This is a genomic window from Pseudomonas sp. SB113 (assembly GCF_040754745.1).
In the GTDB taxonomy this organism is placed as follows: Bacteria; Pseudomonadota; Gammaproteobacteria; order Pseudomonadales; family Pseudomonadaceae; genus Aquipseudomonas; species Aquipseudomonas grimontii.
In genome coordinates this window covers 1-451 of sequence record NZ_JBFMHW010000171.1, presented here as the reverse complement: position 1 = coordinate 451, position 451 = coordinate 1, and the positions used below count along the sequence as shown (strand labels likewise).

Annotated in this window: 1 pseudogene; it reads left to right on the top strand. The window is 51.9% G+C overall.

Going from position 1 to position 451, the window contains the following annotated elements:
* Nucleotides 1–177 precede the first annotated feature (177 nt).
* Nucleotides 178–451 (top strand): annotated as a pseudogene (locus AB1462_RS32010) (hypothetical protein); the annotation flags it as partial.

Below are 451 nucleotides of genomic sequence, written 5' to 3'. Positions count from 1 at the left end.
GCCATATTTCGTACAAGCCATACTACCGGGCAACTTCTACGCCCTGGCGGCAATTCTAGGGCCTGGATTATGGTCGCGCTTCACTCATTTCGCCATTCAGGACCTTCGTTCTCAGATCTAGTTCCCTACGCTGGCTTGGTTGCCGATGGCGTCATTCTTTTAAAAGACGGGTCGCTCATGGCAGGCTGGTACTTTGCAGGGCCAGATAGCGAGAGTTCCACTGATGCAGAGCGCAATGAAATAAGCCGGCAAATTAACGGAATTCTGTGCAGGCTCGGTTCGGCCTGGATGATTCAGGTTGAAGCAGTACGAACACCGGTCCTTGATTACCCTTCAAAAGATCTGTCTCATTTTCCTGACCCGGTCAACAGTGCCATCGACATGGAGAGGCGAGAACATTTTGGCCGAGAGGCCGGCCACTTCGAAAGCAACCATGCTCTCATATTGACCT